Genomic DNA, 22,533 nt, shown 5'->3' on the forward strand with positions numbered 1-22,533 from the left:
AAGGCTTTCGGGCATGAAATCACTCACTGTGCGCATGGCGCGCTGGAGCGCTCGGCACCCCTGGCGGGCCATCGTCGGCTGGCTGGTGTTCGTGGTGCTGTGCCTGGGGGTCGGCAGTGCCGTCGGCACACACAGCGCTACGACGGCCGACTACCGGGTCGGCGAGGCCGGGCGGGCGGAGGCGATGGCCGCCGAGGGGGGACTGGAGCGCCGGGCCACCGAGCAGGTGCTCATCTCCGCCCGGTCGGGCGCCCTCGACCGGGACGCGGCCGAAGCCGCCGCCGGGGACCTGACTGCCCGGATGGAGCGGCTGCCCGAGGTCGCGGGCGTCGCCGACCCGCTGCTGTCCGGGGATCGCCGGATCCTCATGGTCGAGGTGGCGCTGAAGGGCGAGGAGCGGGACGCGAAGGACAAGGTCGACGCGCTGGTCGCCCAGACGGACGCCGTGGCGAAGGCGTATCCGGGGCTGCGGCTGGAGGAGACCGGGAGTCCCTCCATCAGCAAGGGAGTCGACCAGCAGCGCGGTGACGACCTGGCGCTCTCCGAGAAGATCACGCTTCCCATCACCCTGATCACCCTGTTGGTCGTGTTCGGATCCGTGACCATGGCGGGGGTTCCGCTGCTGCTCGCGCTGTCGTCGATCGCGGCGGCCATCGGGCTCTCGATGGTGGCCTCGCACGTCTCCCCCGACGCCGGGGTCGGCACGAACGTCATCCTGATGATCGGTCTCGCGGTCGGCGTCGACTACACGCTCTTCTACCTCAAGCGGGAGCGCGAGGAGCGCGCCCGCTCGGGCGGCCGGCTGAGCTCCGAGGCGCTGGTGGACATGGCCGCGGCGACCTCGGGCCGGGCCGTCGTGGTCTCCGGGCTCGCGGTCGTGGTCTCCACCGCGACGCTGTATCTCGCCTCCGACGTCATCTTCTCCTCGCTGGCCACCGGCACGATCGTGGTCGTCCTGGTCGCGGTGGCCAGCTCCCTGACGGCGCTGCCCGCGATGCTCGTCAAGCTGGGAGAACGGGAGGAGCGCAGGGCGCGGCGCCGTGCCGAGCGAGGGAAGCCCGCGCGCCGGACTCGCGGCGACGGCGGTGGCCGCGTATGGGCCGCTCTGCTGCGACCCGCGAGCCGGCACCCCTTGGCCACGCTGTGCGTGTCCGTTCTCGCCCTGCTCGCGCTCGTCGTCCCGTTGGCCGGGTTGAAGATCACGGAGATGAGCCGGGACACCCACTCCCGCGATATCGCCGCCATGCGGGTGTACGACCGGCTCAACGAGGCGTTTCCGGGCCAACGGGTCACCCACCAGGTCGTCGTACGCGCCGACGCCGCGCGATCCGGCGAGGTCGGCGGGGCGCTGCGCGAGCTGGCCCGACGCGCCGGCGCCGACCCGCTGTTCACCGGCGCCTCGCGGGTGCGGACCTCCGCCGACCACCGGATCAGTGCGCTCGAGCTGAAGGTGCCGTACCTGGGCAACTCCGACCAGGCGTACGACTCCCTCGACCACCTGCGCGAGGACTACCTCCCCGCGACCGTCGGCCGGGTCGACGGGGCGGAGTTCGGGGTGAGTGGCGACGTCGCCCGGTACGCCGACTATCCCGCGCACCAGAACAGCAAACTCCCGCTGGTTCTCGGGGCATTGCTGCTGGTGACCTTCGCGATGACCGCGTACGCGTTCCGCTCGCTGGTACTGGCCCTGATCGGGGTCCTGCTGAACGTGCTCTCCGCGGCGGCCGCGCTCGGTCTGCTCGTCCTGGTCTTCCAGGGGACCTGGGCCGAGGGGCTGCTCGACTTCCACTCCACCGGTTCGATCGGATCGCGCGTACCGCTGTTCCTCTTCGTGATCCTCTTCGGGCTCTCGATGGACTACCAGGTGTTCGTGGTGAGCCGGATCAGGGAGGCCGTACTCGCGGGCGCGTCCACGAGGCAGGCCGTGCTCGATGGCATCCGGAGGTCGGCGAGTGTGGTGACGAGTGCGGCGGTGGTGATGACGACCGTCTTCGTGAGTTTCGTCTTCCTGCACATCATCGAGATGAAGCAGATCGGCTTCGTCCTCGCGGCGGCCGTGCTGCTCGACGCCTTCATCGTCCGGATCATGGTCCTTCCGTCGGCGATGCTGCTGCTCGGTGAGGCGAGCTGGTGGCCGTCGCGGGCGGCGGGGCGGACGGCGGGCCGGGAAGCGGGGCATGCGGCGGCGGCCTCGTCCCGAACAGCCGACGGACGACCGGCGGTCGACGTACGTTGATCGGTATGACCGCTCTCGCCACCCCCTTGGCCGACGCCTTCTGGGCCACGTCGCTGCGCCGGTGGAACGCCGTGTGCTGGGTGCTGTTCGCCGCGATGGCCGTCGGCCTGGTGACGACGGTCCCGGCCGGCGGGAGCAAGTACACGGCGCTCGCGCTGCTCAGCTGTGTGGTGCTCTGCTACGCGGTGCTCGACCGCTTCCCGGGGAACCGCGTCGTACGGCCACGGGTCTATCTCTCAGCGCTCGTGCTCGCGCTCGGTGGGCTGGCCTATCTGGGCAGCAGCTACGCGGCGCTGTTCATGGTGACGCTGCCGCACTACTGGATGTTCGGGCGCACACCGCGGGTCTCGATGGGGTTCCTCGGGCTGGCCACCGGTGCCACGCTGGCCGGGAGCCTGATCCGGCAGGGCTGGACCGCGGAGTTCTTCGGCGAGACGATGGTGTCCACCCTGATCGTGGTCGCGGTGGGCGTGCTGATCGGCCTGTGGGCGCACTCGGTCGTCGCGCAGAGCAGTGAACGGGCACGGCTGATCGAGGAGTTGGAGCGGACGCAGGCGCAGCTGTCCGAGGCTCACCAGCGGCAGGGCGCGGCGGACGAACGGGAACGCATCGCACGGGACATCCACGACACGCTCGCGCAGGGCTTCGCGTCGATCATCGTGCTCGCGGAGGCGGCCCAGGCGGGCATCCACCACGATCCGGCGACCAGCGCCCAGCAACTGCGGTCGATCGAGTCCACCGCCCGGGAAAACCTCGCCGAGGCCCGGGAGTTGGTCGGCTCGGCGCGGCAGCCGGGCCCCGGCCAGGTGGCGGCCGGCTCGGTGGCGCGGACCCTGCGCCGTACGCTGGACCGCTTCGCGGAGGACACCGGGCTGGCGGTGGACGCCGACCTGGCAGACCTCCAGTGCGACCAGCAGACCCGTATCGCGCTGCTGCGCTGCACCCAGGAGTCCCTGGCCAATGTGCGCAAACACGCGCGCGCGTCCATGGTCGGCGTGGTGCTGGCGCGGCGTCCGCACGGAGTGGAGCTGGAGATCACCGACGACGGGACCGGGTTCCTGGTCGGGGAGTCGACGGGCTTCGGACTCGACGGCATGCGCAAGCGACTGGCGGAGCTGGGCGGGAGGCTCACGGTGACGAGTTCGGTGGGCGACGGGACACGGATCCTGGCGATGATCCCCATGGCGGGCGAGGTGGAGGCATGAGCGGGGTGGCGGCACTGCGGATCGTCGTCGTGGACGATCACACCGTGATGCGGGCCGGGGTGATCGCCCTGCTGGCCGCCGAGGACAGCATCGAGATCGTCGGCGAGGCGGGGGACGGACGCGCGGCGCTCGATCTCGTCGAGCGGTACGACCCCGATGTGGCCCTGGTCGATCTGCGGATGCCCGTGCTGGACGGGGTGGCGACGACGACCGAGATCGTCGCCCGGTATCCGCGTACCCGGGTGCTGATCCTGACCACGTACGACACCGACACGGAGATCGAGCGCGGGGTGGAGGCCGGTGCCATCGGCTATCTGCTCAAGGACACCACCCGCGATCAGCTCGTCGACGCCATCCACGCGGCGGCGCGGGGCGAGACGGTGCTCGCTCCCCGGGTCGCGGAGAAGCTGGTCGCGCGGATGCGGCGGCCCGTTCAGGACCCGCTGACCGACCGCGAGACCGACGTCCTCAACGCCGTGGCGGACGGTCTCACCAACGCCGAGATCGGACGACGCCTCGTGATCGCCGAGGCCACGGTGAAGACGCATCTGCTCCGGCTGTTCGCCAAGCTCGATGTGAACGACCGGACGAGGGCGGTGGTGGTGGCGATGGAGAGGGGGATCTTGGAGCGGCCTTAGCGGGCCTGTACGGGCAGGTCGGGTGAGGGTGAGGTCAAGCCGAGGTGCCGAGGCCCCTGGGCAGTGCTTCGTCGGTGGCGGCCCAGCTGGCCAGCAGCTTGAGGGCGTCTTCATCGGGTGAGCCGGGCCGCGCGCTCATGGCCGTCAGGCTCAACGAGGGCTCGGCGGGCAGGTGCATCGCGTCGAAGGCGAGCGTCAGATCGCCGACGACGGGGTGGTGGAAGTGCTTCAGGCCGCTGTGGTGCAGGCGCACGTTGTGCCGGGCCCAGGCGGTGCGGAAGTCCTCGCTGCGGGTGACGAGTTCGCCGATGAGGTCGGTCAGACCCTTGTCGTGCGGGTTGCGGCCGGCCTCGGTGCGGAGCAGGGCGACGGTGTTGTTCGTCGACTCCTCCCCGTGGCGGCTGAAGAACTCGCGGCCGCGGGGGTCGAGGAACCTGAACCGGGCCATGTTCACCGGTGGCTTCCGCCCGTCGGCGAACATGGGCGCGTACAGGGCGTAGCCGAGCCGGTTGGCGGCCAGGAGGTCGAGGCGGCTGTTGCGGACGAACGCGGGCGCGTCGGTCATGGAGTCCAGGATGCGCTGCACGTTCGGCGGAACCTGGGTCTGCGGCTGAGGGGCACGACGGCGCTTTTGTGGGGTGGTGTTGGCGGCGCGGGCCAAGTCCCACAAGTGGTCGCGTTCGGCCTCGTCGAGCTGGAGGGCTCGGGCGAGGGAGTCCAGGACGGCTTCGGAGGCACCGGTGAGGTTGCCGCGCTCCAGGCGCACGTAGTAGTCGACGCTCATTCCGGCGAGCATGGCGACTTCTTCGCGGCGCAGACCGGGGACGCGGCGGTTGCCGCCGTAGGCGGGAAGGCCCGCCTGCCGCGGGGTGATCCTGGCCCTGCGGGAGGCCAGGAACTCCTTGATCTCGTTCCTGCTGTCCACGGTTTACAGGCTAGGTCCGCCGTGGAGGATGTGGGAGGTTCTGTCATTACCCGGTACAGCTTTCCCTTCCCCACCGGTGTGACCAGCGGTTTCATCGAGAGTGCCTTCGCCGCGCCGCTGCTGCCGGCCGGCGCCCGCGGCACCCCGTAGAAACCGATCCCGGCCACCGCGGGCTTCGTCCTGGCGGCCCTGCCCGCGACGGCGCCGGTCTGGTCACCGCTCGTCGGGCGCCGGCTCGGTGATGCGCTTCCGGTAGTGGACGCGGTCGTACTGGCCGTCCCGGCGGCGTTCCGTCACCTCGTATCCGTACCTCGGGTAGATCTCCTGGTTCTCCCACATGAGGGCGTTGGTGTAGAGCCGGATCTCCGGCAGGCCGAGGGCGCGGGCGTGGGTGTCGGCGAAGGTGAGCAGATGCCTGCCCACGCCCTGGCCGTGGGCGTCGGGGTGTACGGCGATGTTCTCCAGGACGAGGTGGTCCGGCTCGGCCACCAGGACCAGCACGCCCACGACCGGGTCGCCGGTGACGAAGACGCGGCCCGCCGCGATGTCGGCCGCGTGGTCGGCGTCCATGGGGGCCGGGCGGAGTCCGATCCGGGCGACGTAGGGGCGGTATGCCGCGTCGATGACGGCCTTCACGGCGTCGGCGTCGGCGGCCGTCGCGGGGCGGATGCGGTGGTCCATGGCTCCACAGTGTGCGGCATGCGGAGGGCGAGGTGTGCTGGTCGCGGGGCCGCGTCGGTCAGGCGGGCCGGCCTCGGGGGCCCCGGCGGGTCTGGGCCAGCCATTCCGGGGCCGGCTCGGGGTCGCCGTACGCGTCGTGCCAGTTCCACCATTCGTACGGCGCCGTCTGCGGATAGCCCTCGGGCGAGTCCTCCCACGTCTCCTGCCGCCCGAGCGCGGTCATGTCGAGGTAGCTCCAGGTGCTGCCCAGCGCCTCGTCGCCACGGGCGTTGATGAAGTAGGTGCGGAACACGCGGTCGCCGTCGCGGATGAACGCGTTCGTGCCGTGCCACTCGTCCACGTCGAAGTCGGCGTCGAAGTCGTCGGTGATCGTGTACCAGGGCATCGTCCAGCCCATCCGCGCCTTCACCTGCTCGATCTCCGGCTGCGGGGCGCGCGAGGCGAAGACGAGTGTGGTGTCGCGGGCGTTGAGGTGGGCGAGGTGGCCGACGTGGTCGGCGACCATGGAGCAGCCGCGGCAGGCGTGCTCGGGCCAGCCGTAGACGATGGGCTCGAAGAAGGCGCGGTAGACGATCAGCTGACGCCGCCCCGCGAACAGGTCGAGCAGGCTCACCCTGCCCTCGGGGCCGTCGAACGCGTACGCCTTCTCCACCGCCAGCCACGGCATCCGCCGGCGCTTGGCGGCCAGTGCGTCACGGGCGCGGGTCAGCCGCTTCTCTTCCCCGAGCAGCCGCTGGCGCGCGGCCTCCCACTCCTGCGCCGAAACGATCGGGGGTGTCTCCATCGCGACGTTCACCTTCCAGTCCGGTTCACGCTCCACCGCCCCCGCCATCCAGGGTCGGCCGTCCTGGGCGAGGGCGCACGCCGGTGCGCCAGAAGTTGAACGTTCGATTGGTGGCGGTTAGGGGGTGCGGCCTCGCCCTGACGTCCGGCAGGCAGTCTCGTTGCCCAGAGCAAAGCCCCAGGCCGGCGGCCCGGGGATGCTTTGCTGTCTGCCGCTGTCGAGATCCCCGCGGCGGTGTGCGCGGCTACTTGCCGGTGCCGACCGGGTCCACCTTGATGGCGGAGGCGGTGCCGTCGGTGACGGGGACGTTGATGCTCACGGGGAGGGAGTGGGCGTGGGTCTCGTTGGGCGGGGTGACGACGAGGGTGGTGAAGGTCTCGCCACTGCCGCCGGAGTCGTTCGGCGGGTAGTGGAGCGTGAAGCGGGTCTCCTCGCCCGGCGCGACCTTGGTCTTCGGCGCCGCGAGGCCGCTGCGCTCGGCGCTGATCGAGCCGTTCTTGCTCTTGAGGTCCACGCCGGGGAAGCCCTGGAGGGTGCAGGGGGCGGAGCCGGTGTTCTTGAGGTTGACGATCAGGGTGCCCTCACCCATGCCGTGCGAGCTGCTGAACCCCAGCTGCGAGGTCTTGCAGGCGCCCGAACCGGCACCACCACCGCCACCCGCACCGCCATTGCCCTGGTCGCCTCCGGCCGAACCCGACGAGCCCGAGTCCGAGGAGTCGCTCGCGGCCGAGGAGGGCGAGCTTCCGCCGACGTCCGTGTTGTCCTGGCACGCGGTCAGGCCGAACGCGGCGACAGCGACGACCGCCGCGGCGGCGACCTTGCGTGCATGGCGAAGGGTGGTGATGCGGCGCGACATGGATCCCCCTGTTGTCGTGGGCTTCGCCCCGTCCTCCGGGGCCGTGACAACAAGACTGTCCGCCGACGCTGACGATCCACTGCCGCGTCACTAACGCCCTGCTAACCGGTCGGCAAGGCTCTGACCTCGCGCTTCGATCTCCGTGGCCGGCCCCGGCCGGTGCTGTTCCCACGCCGCGAGTTGATCCGGAAGCATTCCGAAAATTTTCGATGACCGCATCCAGAAAAGGATCTCCAATCCCACTCCCACATCGATCAATTCCGGATTGGATCAACAAGAAGAGGCAGTGAGCAGGAGATATGCCTCCTCGAGAGATCACCACCCACGGCAGAACTTCCGTAATCCTTGCGGAAACCGTTGACACCCCACCGCGTCGGTCCAACACTGTCCGCACCGACAGGCCCCCACCACAACCGAGGAGGAGGACGCATGCACCGGGACGACACCCCCGCCCGGCCGATCAGCCGCAGGAACTTAATCGGCCGGGCCGGCGCCCTGACGCTGGTCACGTCCGGGCTGACGCTGCCCAGCATCGGAACCGCCAGCGCCGACACGACCATCACCACCAACCAAACCGGCACCAATAACGGCTTCTACTATTCGTTCTGGACCGACGGCGGTGGGTCGGTCTCCATGACGCTGTCGTCAGGCGGCAGTTACCGCGCCTCATGGACCAACTGCGGGAATTTCGTGTGCGGTAAGGGCTGGAGCAACGGCGGCCGCAGGAACGTGCAGTACTCGGGCAGCTTCAACCCGTCCGGTAACGGATATCTGTGTCTCTACGGGTGGACCTCGAACCCGCTCGTGGAATACTACGTCGTCGACAACTGGGGTACATACCGGCCCACGGGGACGTACAAGGGCACCGTCACCAGCGACGGCGGCACGTACGACATCTACCAGACGACGCGCTACAACGCCCCTTCGGTCGAGGGCATCCGGACGTTCAACCAGTACTGGAGCGTCCGGCAGTCGAAGAAAACGGGCGGAACCATCACCACGGGCAATCACTTCGACGCATGGGCCCGTTCCGGAATGGGCCTGGGCACCTTCAAGTACTACATGATCCTCGCGACTGAGGGATATCAGAGCAGCGGGAATTCGAATCTCACCGTGAGCGGATAACGTTCCGGTCCGACTCGTCCATCCCGTCCGTCGCGTTCATCCCGTGCTACCACCACAGAGCCCCAGGCCGACCGCCTGGGGCTCACGCGCACGGGGCACACGGGGCACACGGAGTACGGCGCCCGGAGTGAGGAAAACCCCGCGCCGCGGGCGGTCTCGCGTCGTTAGGATCCGGGGCATGGCCACAGCCGATCACTCAGTCCTCCATGTCCTTACGGGCTACCGGCCGAAGACCACCGCGGAATGCGTCGACGTCGAGCGGGTGCGCGGCGTGATCGAGGCGGGTGCGCCCTGGGACCGGTCGAGTCCCCTCCACATCACCGCCTCCGCCCTGATCGTGCACCCCGACAGCGGCCGGGTGCTGCTGCGTTGGCACCAGCGCCACCAGTCGTGGCTGCTGGTCGGCGGGCATGGCGACCCGGGTGAGTACGACCCGCTCGCCATCGCGCTGCGGGAGGGGCGGGAGGAGACGGGGCTGACCGACCTGGCCCCGTGGCCGGACGCGGAGGTGCGGCATCTGGTGATCGTCCCGGTCCCCGCGAACAGCCGGGAGCCGGCGCATGAGCACGCCGACGTGCGCTTCGTACTGGCCACCAGCGCTCCCGAGGCGGTACGCCCGGAGAACCCGGACGCGCCGCTGCGCTGGCTGACGCCGGACGAGGCGCGGATGGCGATCACGGAGGCGAACATCCTGGACACCCTCTCCCGGGTGGAGCCGCTGCTCGCACGCTGATCGCTCAATGGTCCGGCGTCATGCCTGCTTCATGCCTGCGGCGTGCTGAATGCCTGGGCGACGGCGAGGCTGTCCTCATAGACGTGGTGCCGGGTGACGAGGCCGCCCTCGAGCGTGAGATGCAGGGCGAACCGCGCACGATAGGCACGCCCGGTGGACCGGGCGGTCTGGCGGATCTCGCCCAGCACGACCGCGTCGTCGCCGTCGACGAGAATCCGCTCGACCTCGGTGTCCGCCTCCTCGGGCACATGGTGCCGGGCCAACTCCCGGAAGTGGTCCGCCACATCCGCACGGGTGGCCCGGTGCCGAATCCACGGGGTGGCCGCGCGGCCGTGCTCGGCCTCCGGCCAGTCCAGCTTCCAGTCGCTGCGCTCGGCGTACAGTTCGGCGATCCGCTCGGGGTCGCCCTCACCGATGCGGCGCAGCAGTTCCTCCACCAGGGCGCGGGTGGTCATGGGCGCGGCCAAGGACATGGTGATCCCTCCGATCGGAAACCCTGCGGGAAGCGATCACCATGCTGCCCAGCGCGGCGGTTCGGTGCGATTACGTCCGAGGTAATGCCGTTACCGCCTCATGACGGCGGGCTCCGCTTCAGGCCACACGCCTCGCCGCGACTCGGGCGAGCAGGGCGTCCCGCACCGCGGGCCATTCGTCCGCGAGGAGGCTGTAGTACAGCGAGTCACGACGGCTGCCGTCCGGGCGCCGCATATGGCTGCGCAAGGTCCCCTCGTGGACCAGGCCGAGGCGGGCCAGGGCGCGCTGGGAGCGCACGTTGAGGTTGTCCGTGCGCAGGGCCAGCCGCGCGAGCCGCAGGTCGTCGAAGGCGTGGCCGAACAGAAGCAGCTTGGACTCGGTGTTGTACGGGCCGCCCCAGCAGGAACGGTCGAACCACGTCGCGCCGATCTCGGTGCGACTCTCGACGAGGTCGAGGTCATACATGCTGGTTGATCCGATCACCGTGCCGTCAGCGCGCCGTTGCACCGCGAAGCAGCGCCGCGTCGAGTCGGCGATCATCTCGCCGAGCATGTCCCGCAGTTGTGCCACGGTCTCGGGGCGCGGCCGGGGCATCCATCGCCAGACCTCGGGGTCGGTTGCGGAGGGGAAGAGGGCCTCTGCGTGGTCGGCGGACAACGGGATGAGGCGGACAACAGTGCCTTCGAGCGACTGGTTGTTCACCCGCACAGAATAGGCCCGCGATCGTCGGATGGCAGCCGTACGGCGGCTAGGGGCCGGGCGGAGGACGACGGGTCAGCGCCAGAGGGAGATGGCCAGGCCCAGGCCGCCCAGGGCGATGGCGATTCGGAGGGGGGTTTCGGGGAGGTGGCGGACGACCAGGGGACCCAGCCAGCTGCCCAGGAGGGCGCCTAGGCCGAGGGTGACGGCGGCGGGCCAGTTGACCGGGGCGACGGCTACGTAGGCGACGGCCGCCGTTACGTTGGCCGCACCGGTGGCGATGTTCTTGACGGCGTTGGTGACCGGGAGGGGTTCCGTGGCCGTCAGCGAGAGCACTGCCAGCATCAGGACGCCCGAGGCCGCGCCGAAGTAGCCGCCGTAGAGGCCGACCAGGAGGACCGCGCACGCCAGCGGGAGGGTGGGGCGGGCGGTGTGGGCCAGGGGGCGTGAGCGGGAGGCCATGAGCCGGCGGAGCGGATCGCGGACCAGGATCAGTACCGAGCCGAGGGCGATCAGCCACGGGACGACGGCCTCGAAGGCGGAGGACGGGGTGCCCAGCAGCAGGGCGGCCCCGACCGCGCCGCCCAGTGCCGCGATGGCGGCGAGCCGGAGGAGGCGGTCGCGCTGGCCGCGGAGTTCGGCGCGGGATCCGGCCGCGGTGCCGACGGTGTTGGAGAACAGCGCCACCGTGTTGGTCACATTCGCGGCCACCGGTGGCAGTCCTACCGCCAGCAGCGCCGGGTAGCTGAACAGCGAGGCCAGCCCCGCGATCGAACCGGCGAGCCCGGAGGCCACACCGGCCGACACCAGCAGCGCCGCGGAGCCGATGCCCATCCGTTCCCCACCCCTGTGCCCGTGCCCGCGCCCTGTGCGCCGCGTCGGCGGCGCCGCTTCATCCTCCAGGGCGGCTGTCTTCTATGCAAGACAGTGTTCATAGTGATGAACACTCCGGCACAGGGGTGCTTGTGCGTGGTGTTACCAGGTCAGGGCGGTCTGCGCGTCCGTCTGCCAGTACGTGACCTGAGCCGCGCTGTCCACGTAGACCGAGCCGCCGGGCAGTTCGACCTGCTTGGGGTCCTCGCTGCCGTCGACGAAGACCTCGAGCGAGTCGACATCGCCGCCCTCGTCGCCCGAGCCGTCCCCCGCGGAGGTGGTGATGCCCGCGTAGGCGCTCTCGCCCGGGGCGAGCATGACCACGGCCTGCGGCTTGCTGTCCTCGTTCACCGGGGTGGCGGCCTGCGCTTCGGCGCCGAACTTCAGGCCCGGGTAGCCGACCAGCTTGCAGTCCACGCCGGCCTTGTTGGTCGCCTTGAGCAGCATGTGGTTGATGGGGCTCTTGACGTTCTGGACGGTGATGGCCGTCTTGTTGATGTCGCAGTCGCCGACCGGCTCGGCCTCGGAGCCGCCCCCGGACTCCTGGGCCCGCGCCTTCGCGTCCTTGACGCCCGCGGCGCCCTCCTTGCCGCCCTGGTTCCCCTTGCCGGCCTGGTTCCCCTTGTCGCCCTGGTTCTCCTTGCCCGACTCGTTCCCCTTGCCGGTCTCAGCCTTGCCCGCGCCCTGTTCGTCCGTGGAGGACGCGGGGGCCGTGGCCGACGCGTTCGCCTTGCCCGCGTTGTCGGAGCCTCCGTCTCCGTCCCCGCCGCACGCCGCGGTCAGGCTCAGGGCGGCGACGGCCACGATGGAGGCGGCGATCGTACGGACGGTGCGGCCGCGGCGGTAAGCGGTGACGTTCATGGCGGGCTCCCCCTATGGGTCAGCGGTCCGGCCGGTGTTCCGCACCGGCCCTCGGGTCTGGCTATGAGCCTTCCGTGGTCCGCTGGCGTGACGCTGCCGTCCCGACGCCGTTCCGCTAACACGCCGCTAACGGAACTTCCCCTTCACACCGGCCCGTTCGCCCGCGCGCGTCACCGTGGCGCACATCACCGTTCCGCCACGTCCTGGACCGCATGGTCCGCCGAGGCCCCCGCCGACCTAATGTAGGTCTCCGGTAGGGCCGTTCGAGACGCGGAAAAACAGCGCGGGAGAGGCGCGGGAGAGGGGATCGGCGATGCCGCTGGCCACCGGGGATCCGGAATCCATAGGCGGCTACGCCCTGCTCGACCGGCTCGGCGCGGGCGGCATGGGCGTCGTCTATCTCGGGCGCGCGGCCTCGGGGCGGCAGGTCGCGATCAAGCTGGTCCATGAGCAGTACGCCCAGGACGAGGAGTTCCGCACCCGCTTCCGGCAGGAGGTCGTGGCGGCGCGCCGGGTGAGCGGGGCGTTCACCGCCCCCGTCGTGGACGCCGATCCGGAGGCCGACCGGCCGTGGATGGCCACCCTGTACGTACCGGGGCAGACCCTCTCCGAGGTCGTACGGAGGAACGGCCCCTTGAGCGGGCGGGAGTTGCGAACGCTGGGCCTCGGGCTGGTCGAGGCGCTGCGCGACATCCACCGGGCCGGGGTGGTGCACCGGGACCTCAAACCCGCCAACATCCTGATGGCCGAGGACGGTCCGCGCGTCATCGACTTCGGCATCTCCCGTGCCGTCGACAGCCAGACGCTCACCGTCACCATCGGGCGGGTGCTCGGCACCCCGCCGTTCATGTCGCCGGAGCAACTGCGCAGTCCGCGGGGCGTCACGGCGGCGTCGGACGTCTTCTCGCTGGGCTCGCTGCTGGTGTACGCGGCGCGGGGCAGCAGCCCGTTCGAGTCCGACAGCCCCTATCTGTCGGGCTACCAGGTGATGTACGAGCACCCGACGCTGGAGGGGGTCCCGGAACCGCTGCGGCCCATCGCCGAGCGCTGTCTGGCCAAGGAGCCGGAGGCCCGGCCGGAGCTGGACGAGCTGCATCGCATGTTGCGCGAGCTGTCGGACTTCCCGGCGGCTTCCCCGGCGGCGGCCGACAGCTCCGCAACGGTCGACGGGCCCGGGGCGGTCGACGGGCCCGGGGCGGCCCCCGGCCCCGCAACGGCCCACGGCCCCGCGGCGTCCGCCGCTGGACGTCCTCCCGTCGTCCCGGCCCCGGACCCGGACCCGGACCCAGCCCCGGCCCACGCCCCTCAGCCCCCCGCCTCCCAGCGGACCGCACCGCGGCGAGGCGCCCGGCGGCGGCTCGTCGTCACCACCACCGGGGTGGCTCTGGCCGTCACCGGGCTGGCCGTCGCCGCGGCGGTCTTCGCCCCGGACATGACGGACTCGTCGGGCGACGCGTCCGCCACCGCCGACGCCGCGCACTCCCAGCGGCCCGCCTCGCTCCCCAAGGGCTGGCGGCCGTGGCGGGCGGAGCTGCGGGTCGGGACCGAGGGGCCGCCCCTCGTCTACAACGAGCCCGGGTGCGCCCCGGAGGGCGGCCGGGCCCTGTACTGCGGCGGCAACGGGTTCACGGTCGCCAGGGTCGACGCCGCCACCGGCCACGTCCAGTGGCGGTGGGGCACCCGCCCCCAGCTCGCGCGGCCCATCGGGGTGCGGGACGGAATCGTCTACACCTACCGGGAGTCGGAGGAGGGCGGGCGGTTCGTCGTGGCCCTGGACGTCGCCACCCGGAAGCAGCGGTGGGAGCGGAGCATCAACGGCTCCGGCGCGGTGCGCCTGTTCCGCGGCGGGGTGCTGACGCTGTCCCCGGACGCCCGGGAGCTCGTCGCCTACGGACCGTCGGGGGCGCGGCTGTGGCAGTCGCCGGCGCCCGAGGGGAAGTTCTGCGAGCCGACGGCGCTGGGCGGTGCGCCGTACGCCCTGTGCGCGCCCACCGGCTCCGACGGCCTGGCCGCCGAGGGCCCGTACGACCTGCTGCGGCTCGACCCCTCCGACGGCACGCGAGCGCACCTCACCACCCTCCCGCGGAAGGCGCTGACCCTCGGCGCGGTCCAGGGCGAGCCGCTGTTCCTGATCCCGCAGACCGCGAAGGACGTGTACGACTCGGGGTACGAGCGCCCGTACAAGGCCATGGTGCGGGTGGATCCGCGCACCGGCGGGATCACACGGATCCCGTTGCGGCGCCCCGTGCTCGGCAAGCCGACCCTGCTGCACGGCGCCGTCTACTTCGTCCGGCCCAACGGAACGGTCACCGCGGTGGCGGCGGACAGCGGCCGGGAGCTGTGGCAGCGGGCGACGGACACGGAGAGCCTGTCCGAACCGGTGCTGTCCCAGCGGTACGGGCAGCTGTACTTCGCCAACCGCTTCGGCCGCCTGCTGGCGCTGAACGTGGACGACGGCAAGGAGGCGTGGCGCACCGCCGCGCTGAACGACCCCGGGACGGCGGCGCAGGAAGCCGAGCCGAGGGTCGTGCTCGTCAAGGACGCGATCGTGGCGACGGCCGGGGACACGGCGTTCTCCGTACGGCCGGACCGTCCGTCGGTTCATCCGTCGGTTCATCCGTCGGTTCATCCGTCGGTCCGGCCGTCGCCCTGAGCGGCGCGGTGACGTCCCTGGTCGGTCCGGCCGTCGTCCTGAGCGGCGCCGGGTGACACCCCGGGCTACGCCGGGGTGGCCGGGCCCACGAGTTCGTCCAGGACGTCCGTCATCGTGACGAAGCCCAGGACCGTACCGGTGTCGGCCGTCACGGCGGCCAGGTGGGCGCCAGTGGCGCGCATGGTGGTGAGGGTGTCGTCCAGCGGGGTGTCGGCGCGGACGCGGGGGACGGTGTGGACGGCGGTGCGGGGGAAGGGCCGGTCCCGGTCCGCGATGCCGAGGGTGTCCTTGATGTGCAGGTAGCCCAGGATGGCGCCGCCGGGGCCGGTGACCGGGAGGCGGCTGTAGCCGGAGGCGGCCGCCGTGCGTTCCAGTTGGGCCGGGGTGACGCGGTGGTCGACGGTGACCATCTCGTCGAGCGGGACGAGGATGTCGCCGACCCGCCGGGTGCCCAGCTCCAGGGCGTCGCGCAGCCGCTCGCCGCCGGACTTGTCCAGCAGCCCGGCGTCGCTGGAGTCCCGTACCAGCCGGATGAGTTCGTCGTCGGTGAAGACCGACTCGACCTCGTCCTTCGGCTCGACCTTCAGCAGCCGCAGCAGCGCGTTGGCGAAGGCGTTGACGCCGAAGACGACGGGGCGCAGGAGGCGGGTGAGGGCCACCAGCGGCGGGCCGAGGAGGAGCGCGGTGCGCTCGGGCGCGGCGAGGGCGATGTTCTTGGGGACCATCTCGCCGATGAGCATGTGGAGATACGTGGCCGCCGTGAGCGCGATGACGAACGCGATCGGATGCACCAGGGCGTGCGGCACGTGGACGGCGTCGAAGCCGGGCTCCAGCAGATGGGCGATGGCCGGTTCGGCGACCGCGCCCAGCACGAGGGAGGAGATGGTGATGCCGAGCTGGGCGGTGGCCATCAGCGCGGACAGGTGCTCCAGCGCCCACAGCACACCGCGCGCCCGCTTCTCCCCCGCCTGCGCGCGCGGTTCGATCTGGCTGCGGCGCACGGAGATCAGGGCGAATTCGGCGCCGACGAAGAAGGCGTTGGTGAGGAGGGTGAGGGCGCCGATGGTGAGTTGGATGACGGTCATCGGGCGGCCTCGGCGGTCTCAGCGGCTTCGGGGGTCTCGGCGGCCTCGGCGGTCTCAGCGGCTTCGGCGGACTCCGTGATCCGTACGCGGTCGGCGCGGTGGTGGTCCACCTTCAGGACCGTGAGCTGCCAGCCGTCGCCGGTCTCGAGGGTGTCCCCGGCGGCCGGGATGCGCCCCAGTGCGGTGGCCAGGAGGCCCGCGACGGTTTCGTACGGGCCCTCGGGGGCGGTCAGGCCGATGCCGGTGAGCTCGTCCAGCCGTACGCCGCCGTCCGCCTCCCAGGCGCCGGGGCCGAGGGGCACCAGGCCGGGGGTCTCGTCGGGGTCGTGTTCGTCGCGGACGTCGCCGACGACCTCCTCGACGATGTCCTCCAGGGTGGCGATGCCCGCGGTGCCCCCGTACTCGTCGATGACGACGGCCATGGTGTGCGCACGGCGCAGCCGGTCCAGCAGCCGGTCCACCGGGAGACTGTCGGGCACCAGGAGCGGCGGCGTGGCCAGGTCGGTGACGGGGGTGGTGGCGCGGCGGGCGGCGTCCAGGGCGAGGACGTCGCGGATGTGCACGGTGCCGACCACCTCGTCCAGGGTGTCGCGGTAGACGGGGAAGCGGGACCGCCCGGTGGCCAGGGTGAGGTTGGCGGCGTCGGCGGCGGTGGCGTGGGCCTCCAGCGCCTGGACGTCCACGCGCGGGGTCATCACGTTCTCCGCGGTCAGCTCGCCCAGGTGGAGCGTGCGGACGAACAGCTCGGCCGCGTCCTGCTCCAGCGCGCCCTCGGCGGCCGAGTGGCGGGCCAGCGCGACCAGCTCGTCCGGCGTACGGGCGGAGGCGAGTTCCTCGGCGGGCTCCAGGCCCATGCGGCGCACCAGGCGGTTCGCCGTGTTGTTGAGGTGGTGGATCAGCGGGGCGAAGGCGGCGGTGAAGGCGCGCTGCGGGGAGGCGACCGCCTTGGCCACGTGCAGGGGGCGGGAGATGGCCCAGTTCTTGGGCACCAGCTCCCCGGCGACCATCAGCACCACCGTGGAGACGGCCACGCCCAGCACCACGGCGGTCGTCGACGCCGCGCCGTCGGGCAGGCCGATCGCGGTGAGCGGGGTTTCGAGGAGGGCGGCCAGCGAGGGCTCGGCGAGCATGCCGATCACCAGGGAGGTGACGGTGATGCCGAGCTGGGCCCCGGAGAGCTGGAACGTCAGCCGGCGCACGGCCGTGAGCGCGCTGTCGGCCCCGCGCTCACCGGCTTCGGCGGCGCGCTCCAGGGCGCCGCGCTCGACGGTGGTGAGGGAGAACTCGGCGGCCACGAAGAGCGCGCAGGCGAGGGTGAGGGCCAGCGCGAGGAGAAGCAGCAGGATCTCGGTCACCGTGCCACCCCCGTGTCCCTCTCCCCGGACGAGCCGATCGAGCTGATGGGGTCAATCGAGCCGATCGAGCTGGTCAGGGGCGTTCTGGCGAGGGGCGGGCGGGGTGTGGCACGGGTGGTACTGGGAGGTTCGCCCATTGCGGGTCCGGTGCTCCTTACGTCGCTGGGAGAGTGCTGGGGGGCGCTAGTAGGTCAAGTGTCCCCACACCCATAGTAAAGGGACAGTAAAGGTGCGTGCCCACCGGGCCACCGCTCCGGCCCGCCCCGAAATCGGCTCCGCGTCACCTGCGGCTTTCCCCCGTCGGCTCGATTGGGGTCGGGGTTGCCTGTCGTCGGCACAGGTTTATCGGCAATACTTCCGGCCGTGGAGCAGAGCACTGGACCGATCATCCCGCCCATGCACACCGCCGGGACGGATCCGGGGTACATCCCCGGCCTGACGTCCCCGCGCCCTGCCGATGTGGAGGAGGACGCCCCGGACAAGGCAGCGGCGGAGCGGCCGCCGGAGGAAGTCACCGCCGAGGACGAGCCGGAGCTCGACGAGGAAGAGGGCGTCGGGGCCGAGGCGGAGTCCGACGGTGAAGCCGACGCGTCGAAGGACGTCGTCGCGTCCGACGGGGAAGCGGACGACGACGAGGAGGACGAGGACGGCGGGGCCGTCTTCGAGGTGTCCGACCGGCGCGGTGCGATACGGGCCGGGCGCCGAGGGGTCACGTTCGAGCTCGACGGTGAGAAGGCCGAGTTCGGGTGGGACGAGATCGGCGCGGTGGAGGTCGACACCCCGCGGTTCGGCAAGCGCTTCGGGATCACCGTCTATACGACCAACCGGCGCTGGTACACCGCCGATGTCGAGGCACCGGCCCGCAAGCTCCTCAAGGAATGGACGGCGGAGCTGGACGCGGTGCTCGACGCGTATTTCGAGGACTCGGAGGGCGGCGAGGACGGCGAGGCCGACGCGGACACCGGCAGCGACACGGACTCCAAGGACACCGACGCCAAGAGCGACGGAGCCAAGGACACCGACGCCAAGGACGCCACCTCGTAGCGGCCGTCCACGCGGGTGGCGGTTCGCCCGATCCCCGCTGCGCACAACCGTATCCGGCGCCGAGAAAAGGGTCTAACGTCGGATTTCAGCAGCGGAACGACGGGGGGCGGCTGCCGCATGACACCGGATGATCCTGTGATCGGTCGCACCGGGGTGCTGCTTCTCGGCACCCGTGGTGCCGATGGTCCCGGCGAGGTCCTGGTGCGCGTCAGAGGCGGCTCGGAGACGTTCCTCGCCTGGTCCTCCGACCCGCTGCCGCAAGGCGCGTCCGTGCTCGTGATCGACTTCCGCGGCTCCCGCCAGGTCGACGTCATCGAGTGGACCGATCCATTGAACGCGTCGTCCGGCGGGGCCGGCGGCGCCGGTTGAGGAGACGAAGGATGTTCGGTTACCGCGTGCCCGCACCCGACCAGGCGATGCTGATATCGGGTGGCAGGCGTGGACATGGGGGTGCGCCGTTTCGCGTGGTGACCGGGCACGGCAAGTTCGTGCTTCCGGTCTTCCGCAAGGTCCGCTTCCTGACGCTGGCGATGTGCGAGGCCGAGGTCGCGGAGAAGTGCGTCAGTCGACAGGGCATCACGCTGACGGTGCGCGCGGTGATCGCGTTCAAGGTGGGCAACGACACCGAGTCCATCGTCAACGCGGGGCAGCGGTTCCTCTCCGACCAGGAGCAGATGGCGGTGCTGACCGGGCGGATCTTCGCGGGTCATCTGCGGTCCATCATCGGCTCGATGACGGTCGAGGAGCTCATCACCGAGCGGCAGAAGCTGGCCACCGAGGTGCTGGACACCTCCAAGGCGGAGATGGCGAAGATCGGTCTGATCGTGGACTCGTTGCAGATCCAGTCGATCGACGACGGCGACACCGGCTATATCGACGCGATGTCCGCCCCGCACAAGGCCGCCATCCAGCGGCAGGCCCAGATCGCCCAGGCGCAGGCCAGCCAGGCGGCGGCCGAGGCGGAGCAGGAGGCGGCGCGCAACCAGGCCGAGTACGCGCGGCAGACGGCCGTGGTGCAGGCCCAGTACAACGCCGAGGTGGACCGCGCCCAGGCGCAGGCCGCCCAGGCCGGACCGCTGGCGGAGGCGCACGCACAGCAGGAAGTGCTGTCGGCGCGGACGGAGTTGGCCCAGCGGGCGGCCGATCTGCGGCAACAGCAACTGGTGGCCGAGATCGTGAAGCCGGCGGAGGCGGAGGCCGAGCGGATCCGGGTGGTGGCGCTGGCCGAGGCGGAGCGGATGAAGATCCAGGCCGAGGCGGCGGCCTCACACGGCCGGGTCGCGCTCGACCGCATGCTGATCGACCAACTGCCGCAGATCGTCAAGGAGGCCGCCTCCGGGCTCTCCGGGGCGAACGTCAACGTCCTCAACGGGGCGGACGGGCTGGGCGAGATCGCGGCGGGCCTGGTCGGCCAGGGGCTGACCATCCTGGACGCGGTACGGCGCAACATGGGCGCCCCGGGCGCGGAGCGTTAGGGGGCCAAGGGATCGTGACGCCTGCGGCGGGCTGTTCCCCTCCCCGCCCCTTCCCGAAACTGGGGCTCCGCCCCAGACCCCGGAGGAAACGGGGCCGCGCCCCAGACCCCGGGGAAACGAGGCTCCGCCCCAGACCCCGGGGCCAAGGGGCGAAGCCCCCGCCACGCAGCAGCCGTATGGCCGAATCGGCGGGCGGGCGGCGGACCGCGAAGGCGCTGGGCTCCGCCCCCGACCCCGGGGCCAGGGGCGAAGCCCCTGCCGCGCAGCGGTCGTGGTGGGGTCGGCTCCTCGGTCATGGCCCCGGCCCCGTCCGGGCGTTGCTACCGTGAGAAACCCCCAGCCAGCCGAGAGGGCCGAGGAACGTGACCACTGACCGCCCGCACCGCGTCAGCGTCGCCGGAGTCATCGTGGACGAGCGCGGCCGAGCGCTGCTGATCAAGCGGCGCGACGGCAGCACCTGGGAACCGCCGGGCGGTGCGCTCGACCCCGACGCCACCATCCCCGACGCCCTCCAGCGCGAGATCCTCGAGGAGACGGGCGTCAAGATCGCGCTCCCGGCCGCGCTCACCGGGGTTTACAAGGACATGAACGACCTCACCGTCTCCCTCGTCTTCCGCTGCGAGGCCCTCGACGGCACCCCCGCCACCGGCCCCCGCACCCGGGCCTGGCGCTGGGCCACCCGCGCCGAGGTCCCCGATCTCGCCGACGAGGCGTACGCCGTGCGCGTCCTGGACGCCCTCGACACCGCCACCCCACCGGCGATCCGCGCCCACGACGGCGTCACGCTCGTCTGAGGCTCATTCGAGGCTCATTCGACGCTCGTCCGAAGCTCGTCCGACGTACGGCTCACGCCGCGAGCAGCCGCGTCAGCTCGTCCGCCACCGCCCGCGCCGCCGGGCTGGTCCAGCGGCGGCGGTGGCGGGTGAGCTGGACGGGGACCGGGGGGATGGCCGGGCCGTGGACCTCGGCGAGACAGCCCTCGGCGAGCTGCCGTTCCACCGTGGCGCGGGGGAGCAGCGTCAGGCCGAGGCCCGCGGCGACGCAGGCGCGGGCGGCCTCGATGCTGCCGAAGCGGGTGAGGCGCGGTGCCGGGCCGGGGAGGGCGAGGAGGGTGCGGACGAGGTGGTCGCTGTAGGAGCAGCCCTGCTCGTGGACGAAGAAGCTCTGCCCGGCCAGCTCGTCCCAGCCCGCCTCGCGTCCGGCCAGCGGGTGGCCGGGGGCGGCGACGTAGACGAGGGGTTCGCGGGCGATGGTACGGGCCACCAGGTCGGCGTCGGTCACGTCCTGTTCGAGGAGGAGGACGAGGTCGAGCCGTCCCGTACGCAGCCCCTCGACGGCCGCCGCGCTGCCCGCGGGGTGGAGGTGGACGTCGATACCGGGGTGACTGCGGCGCAGCGAGGCGATCACGCGGGGGAGGTGCGAGGCGCACAGCGACTCGCCCGCGCCGAGGGCGACGGGGCCCTCCACCGCGCCGTCCGCGCCGTCGCCGTTTCCGGCCGCCGCCACCGCGCGCAGCCGGGCCTCGGCGTCCAGGACCTCCTCGGCCTCCGTCAGCAGTCGGCGTCCGGCGCTGGTCGGCAGGGTGCCTGAAGGCAGCCGGTCGAAGAGGCGGGTGCCCAGCTCCCGTTCCAGGGCGCGTATCTGGACGGTGACGGTGGACTGGGCGAGATGGAGCTCGGTGGCGGTCGCCGTGAAGCTGCCGGTTCTCGCCAGCGCCGCGAACGTCTTCAGGAGTCGTGTGTCCACAACGGTCAGGATAGATGGCCCCCGACCTGCCCTCATTGGGTTTCTCGATCGACTCCAGCGAAAGGAATCGTTGGACGCGATACCGGGGCCGGTGGAACCGTGGACGGCATGACCGCACCCACCGAACCCACCCCATCCACCACATCCACGACGCCCAGCACGTCCACCACGTCCACCGCGTCCACCCCAGATGTCGACGTTCTGCACTACTCCGCCTTCACCAGCCGTCCCGACGGCGGCAATCCCGCCGGTGTGGTCCTCGACGCCGCGGCCGTCGCGGACGACGACGCGGCCATGACCGCCGTCGCCGCGCGGGTCGGCTACTCGGAGACCGCGTTCGTCACCGAGCGGGACGAGGCCGCGCGCCGCTACCGGCTGCGGTACTTCAGCCCGCTCTCCGAGGTCGCGTTCTGCGGACACGCCACCATCGCCACGGCCGTGGCCCTCGCCGAGCGCGACGGCCCGGGTGAGCTGGTCTTCGACACGGCCTCGGGCGAGATCCGCGTCGAGACCACGGCCGACGGCGACGGCCCGCCCCGCGCCACGCTCACCAGCGTTCCCACGCGGTCGCGCCCCGCCGACCCGGGCACGGAGCTCGAGCCGACGCTGGCGGCGCTGGGCTGGTCCGCGGACGACCTGGACCCGGCCCTGCCCCCGCACGTCGCCTTCGCGGGCAACGACCACCTCGTCCTCGCCGCCGCCACCCGCGAGCGGCTGGCGGACCTGGACTACGACTTCGACGCGCTCGATGCGGTGATGCGGCGGCGCGGCTGGACGACGGTGCACCTGGTGTGGCGCGAGACCGCGGAGCCGTCCGCGGACGGCTCCGCCGAGAACGTGGTCTTCCACGCCCGCGATCCGTTCCCCGTCGGCGGGGTGGTCGAGGACCCGGCCACCGGTGCCGCGGCCGCCGCCTTCGGCGGCTATCTGCGGGTACTCGGCCTGGTCGGCGGCCAGACCAGGGTCCGTATCCGCCAGGGCGAGGACATGGGCCGCCCCAGCGACCTCCTGCTCGACGTCACACCCGACGACCCCCGGGCGCGGGTCAGCGGCCAGGCCGTCCCGATCCCGCGGACCGCGTGAGA

At 71.7% G+C, this 22,533-nt stretch carries 22 protein-coding genes; 11 read left to right on the forward strand and 11 right to left on the reverse strand.

Going from position 1 to position 22,533, the window contains the following annotated elements; genetic code table 11:
- The first annotated feature begins 13 nt into the window (after nt 1-13).
- The 3 genes from ACZ6TD_RS23730 to ACZ6TD_RS23740 are packed head-to-tail and all read left to right on the forward strand — an operon-like array spanning nt 14 to nt 4,079.
- Complete coding sequence (locus ACZ6TD_RS23730; RefSeq protein ID WP_471357255.1) at nt 14-2,236, forward strand: MMPL family transporter; 2,223 nt, start codon at nt 14-16, stop codon at nt 2,234-2,236.
- A 5-nt stretch (nt 2,237-2,241) separates the two neighbouring features.
- Nucleotides 2,242-3,441, forward strand: coding sequence for a sensor histidine kinase (locus ACZ6TD_RS23735; RefSeq protein ID WP_471357257.1), 1,200 nt, complete (start codon nt 2,242-2,244; stop codon nt 3,439-3,441).
- Nucleotides 3,438-4,079 (forward strand): response regulator, encoded by a 642-nt coding sequence (locus ACZ6TD_RS23740; RefSeq protein ID WP_471357259.1) that lies wholly within the window; start codon nt 3,438-3,440, stop codon nt 4,077-4,079. Before ACZ6TD_RS23735 ends, ACZ6TD_RS23740 begins: the two co-directional genes overlap by 4 nt.
- Nucleotides 4,080-4,113: 34 nt before the next feature.
- Here the strand turns inward: ACZ6TD_RS23740 and ACZ6TD_RS23745 are convergent, their stop codons facing one another.
- From ACZ6TD_RS23745 to ACZ6TD_RS23760, 4 genes are all read right to left on the reverse strand, one after another.
- Nucleotides 4,114-5,004 (reverse strand): helix-turn-helix transcriptional regulator, encoded by an 891-nt coding sequence (locus tag ACZ6TD_RS23745; RefSeq protein WP_471357262.1) that lies wholly within the window; start codon nt 5,002-5,004, stop codon nt 4,114-4,116.
- 213 nt (nt 5,005-5,217) lie between these two features.
- The gene (locus ACZ6TD_RS23750) at nt 5,218-5,685 is read right to left on the reverse strand and encodes a GNAT family N-acetyltransferase (protein WP_471357264.1); all 468 of its coding nucleotides are present in this window, start codon (nt 5,683-5,685) and stop codon (nt 5,218-5,220) included.
- A gap of 58 nt (nt 5,686-5,743) precedes the next feature.
- Nucleotides 5,744-6,469: a DUF899 domain-containing protein gene (locus ACZ6TD_RS23755; protein WP_471357266.1), complete on the reverse strand. Its 726-nt coding sequence runs from the start codon at nt 6,467-6,469 to the stop codon at nt 5,744-5,746.
- A gap of 244 nt (nt 6,470-6,713) precedes the next feature.
- Nucleotides 6,714-7,325 carry a DUF4232 domain-containing protein gene (locus ACZ6TD_RS23760; RefSeq protein ID WP_471357269.1) on the reverse strand — a complete coding sequence of 204 codons (612 nt, stop codon included), beginning with the start codon at nt 7,323-7,325 and terminating at the stop codon, nt 6,714-6,716.
- A 429-nt stretch (nt 7,326-7,754) separates the two neighbouring features.
- On the opposite strand from ACZ6TD_RS23760, the gene ACZ6TD_RS23765 reads away from it, so the two are divergent.
- Both ACZ6TD_RS23765 and ACZ6TD_RS23770 read left to right on the forward strand, forming a co-directional pair.
- Nucleotides 7,755-8,450, forward strand: a complete 696-nt coding sequence (locus ACZ6TD_RS23765) for a glycoside hydrolase family 11 protein (protein WP_471357273.1) — start codon at nt 7,755-7,757, stop codon at nt 8,448-8,450.
- Nucleotides 8,451-8,628: 178 nt separating this feature from the next.
- Nucleotides 8,629-9,183, forward strand: coding sequence for an NUDIX hydrolase (locus ACZ6TD_RS23770; RefSeq protein ID WP_471357276.1), 555 nt, complete (start codon nt 8,629-8,631; stop codon nt 9,181-9,183).
- 29 nt (nt 9,184-9,212) lie between these two features.
- Here ACZ6TD_RS23770 and ACZ6TD_RS23775 read toward each other — a convergent pair whose 3' ends face one another.
- The 4 genes from ACZ6TD_RS23775 to ACZ6TD_RS23790 form a co-directional block, all read right to left on the reverse strand.
- Nucleotides 9,213-9,656 (reverse strand): nuclear transport factor 2 family protein, encoded by a 444-nt coding sequence (locus ACZ6TD_RS23775; RefSeq protein WP_471357279.1) that lies wholly within the window; start codon nt 9,654-9,656, stop codon nt 9,213-9,215.
- Between the two features lie 118 nt (nt 9,657-9,774).
- Nucleotides 9,775-10,359, reverse strand: a complete 585-nt coding sequence (locus tag ACZ6TD_RS23780) for a GNAT family N-acetyltransferase (RefSeq protein WP_471357283.1) — start codon at nt 10,357-10,359, stop codon at nt 9,775-9,777.
- Nucleotides 10,360-10,431: 72 nt separating this feature from the next.
- A complete protein-coding gene (locus ACZ6TD_RS23785) occupies nt 10,432-11,190 on the reverse strand; it encodes a sulfite exporter TauE/SafE family protein (RefSeq protein WP_471357287.1) in 759 nt (252 codons plus the stop codon).
- A 141-nt stretch (nt 11,191-11,331) separates the two neighbouring features.
- Nucleotides 11,332-12,090: a DUF4232 domain-containing protein gene (locus ACZ6TD_RS23790; RefSeq protein ID WP_471357289.1), complete on the reverse strand. Its 759-nt coding sequence runs from the start codon at nt 12,088-12,090 to the stop codon at nt 11,332-11,334.
- A 313-nt stretch (nt 12,091-12,403) separates the two neighbouring features.
- Between ACZ6TD_RS23790 and ACZ6TD_RS23795 the strand changes: the two genes are divergently transcribed.
- Nucleotides 12,404-14,743: a protein kinase domain-containing protein gene (locus ACZ6TD_RS23795; protein WP_471357292.1), complete on the forward strand. Its 2,340-nt coding sequence runs from the start codon at nt 12,404-12,406 to the stop codon at nt 14,741-14,743.
- A 65-nt stretch (nt 14,744-14,808) separates the two neighbouring features.
- Here ACZ6TD_RS23795 and ACZ6TD_RS23800 read toward each other — a convergent pair whose 3' ends face one another.
- Nucleotides 14,809-15,828, reverse strand: coding sequence for a hemolysin family protein (locus tag ACZ6TD_RS23800; RefSeq protein WP_471357295.1), 1,020 nt, complete (start codon nt 15,826-15,828; stop codon nt 14,809-14,811).
- A complete protein-coding gene (locus ACZ6TD_RS23805) occupies nt 15,825-17,183 on the reverse strand; it encodes a hemolysin family protein (RefSeq protein ID WP_471357299.1) in 1,359 nt (452 codons plus the stop codon). Before ACZ6TD_RS23805 ends, ACZ6TD_RS23800 begins: the two co-directional genes overlap by 4 nt.
- Nucleotides 17,184-17,546: 363 nt before the next feature.
- Between ACZ6TD_RS23805 and ACZ6TD_RS23810 the strand changes: the two genes are divergently transcribed.
- The 4 genes from ACZ6TD_RS23810 (at nt 17,547) to ACZ6TD_RS23825 (ending at nt 20,496) form a co-directional block, all read left to right on the forward strand.
- Nucleotides 17,547-18,227: a hypothetical protein gene (locus tag ACZ6TD_RS23810; RefSeq protein ID WP_471357301.1), complete on the forward strand. Its 681-nt coding sequence runs from the start codon at nt 17,547-17,549 to the stop codon at nt 18,225-18,227.
- A 117-nt stretch (nt 18,228-18,344) separates the two neighbouring features.
- Nucleotides 18,345-18,596, forward strand: coding sequence for a hypothetical protein (locus tag ACZ6TD_RS23815; protein WP_471357303.1), 252 nt, complete (start codon nt 18,345-18,347; stop codon nt 18,594-18,596).
- 11 nt (nt 18,597-18,607) lie between these two features.
- The gene (locus ACZ6TD_RS23820) at nt 18,608-19,702 is read left to right on the forward strand and encodes an SPFH domain-containing protein (protein ID WP_471357306.1); all 1,095 of its coding nucleotides are present in this window, start codon (nt 18,608-18,610) and stop codon (nt 19,700-19,702) included.
- 362 nt (nt 19,703-20,064) lie between these two features.
- On the forward strand, nt 20,065-20,496 hold the full coding sequence (locus tag ACZ6TD_RS23825; protein WP_470002969.1) for an NUDIX hydrolase: 432 nt from the start codon (nt 20,065-20,067) through the stop codon (nt 20,494-20,496).
- 52 nt (nt 20,497-20,548) lie between these two features.
- On the opposite strand, the gene ACZ6TD_RS23830 is transcribed toward ACZ6TD_RS23825, so the two are convergent.
- On the reverse strand, nt 20,549-21,448 hold the full coding sequence (locus ACZ6TD_RS23830) for a LysR family transcriptional regulator (protein ID WP_471357308.1): 900 nt from the start codon (nt 21,446-21,448) through the stop codon (nt 20,549-20,551).
- Nucleotides 21,449-21,556: 108 nt separating this feature from the next.
- Between ACZ6TD_RS23830 and ACZ6TD_RS23835 the strand changes: the two genes are divergently transcribed.
- Nucleotides 21,557-22,531, forward strand: coding sequence for a PhzF family phenazine biosynthesis isomerase (locus tag ACZ6TD_RS23835; RefSeq protein WP_471357311.1), 975 nt, complete (start codon nt 21,557-21,559; stop codon nt 22,529-22,531).
- Nucleotides 22,532-22,533 lie beyond the last annotated feature (2 nt).

Source organism: Streptomyces yongxingensis, from assembly GCF_055597465.1.